Consider the following 1,298-nt stretch of genomic DNA (forward strand, 5'->3'; position numbering starts at 1 on the left):
GAAGACGGCAAAAAAGTCATCAATATCGCAGGTTATCAAGACAGTTTGAAAGACTGGTTAGAACAAGAAAAAGAAATCATTAATAGCCCTGACTATGTCAAAGCAAACACTCAAACGCTTAGAGCTGTTAGAAAACTATTCTTTGAACACCGTAACTTATTTTTAAGCACACCTAAAGAGGACGGCAAGCCACCGAAATCATTAACTCCTTTAGAGACAGCAAGAATAATCTATAAGACGCTAAAAGTCATCAAATTAGACCACCAAAGCGGACTGTTAGGCGTTTACAACCCTGAACTAGGCATATATGAAACAAACGAAAACTTCTTTCATCGGCTCATTTATTGGCTAGAACCGTCATACAGTCAGGCACGGTCTAAAGAGGTCCTCTTTAAACTTGAAACTTTAGCAGAGGTTAAGCAACAAACCACAGAAGCTCATCTTATCCCAGTTGCGAACGGTATTTTCAATAAGAAAACCCAGCAATTAGAGCCGTTTAGTCCCAAGTATGTCTTTACCTCAACCATTGCGACCAAGTACAACGACAAAGCAAAAGTACCCAATATCAACGGTTGGAACGTAGACGGCTGGCTGTTAGACCTCATGAGTGGAGATAAGGAGCTTGTTAGCCTTTTATGGCAGATTATTTCCGCAAGTACCAACGGCAATTACTCCTATCGTAAAGGCGTTTGGCTCGTCGGTAAAGGAAATGACGGCAAAGGTACATTTCAGAGCCTCATCATGAACTTAATCGGACGTGAGAACGTGGCAAGTGTCAAAGCTGAACAATTTGCGGAACGGTTCGCCCTTTCCCAAGTGGTTGGCAAAACTTGTATTATTGGAGATGACAGCCAAGTCAGTTACTTAGACAACGCAGGAAATTACTTTTCAGTAGTGACTGGCGACCCAGTACCGATTGAAGCGAAAGGAAAGCAACCCACCTTAGCAGTATTTAATAAGCTGGTTATACAATCCACTAACTTCTTGCCAAAGTTTAGAAATAAGTCAAATGGAACATACAGACGTTTGCTTATCGTGCCTTTTGAAAAGTCTTTTACCGCAGATAATGACGATTGGAAAATAAAGGATGATTATATTAAACGCAAAGACGTTTTAGAGTACGTGCTTAAAATCGCCTTATCACTTAACTTTGAGAAGTTTGACGAACCGAAAGCCACACAAGGGCTGTTAGATGACTTTAAAATCAGCAATGACAATGTATTGTCTTTTGTAAATGATATGTTTGAGGAGTTCGTCAGTGATTTTCTACCGACCGCCTTTATAAGCGCCTTATATCG

General features: G+C 40.4%; 1 protein-coding gene. It reads left to right on the forward strand.

Annotated elements, in window-relative coordinates; genetic code table 11:
• The coding region (locus tag ABZV40_RS46425) for a phage/plasmid primase, P4 family (protein ID WP_355456519.1) at positions 1-1,298 on the forward strand (1,298 nt) is incomplete at both ends.

The sequence above is a fragment of the Lentzea sp. NPDC004782 genome (genome assembly GCF_040609115.1).
GTDB lineage: Bacteria > Actinomycetota > Actinomycetes > Mycobacteriales > Pseudonocardiaceae > Lentzea.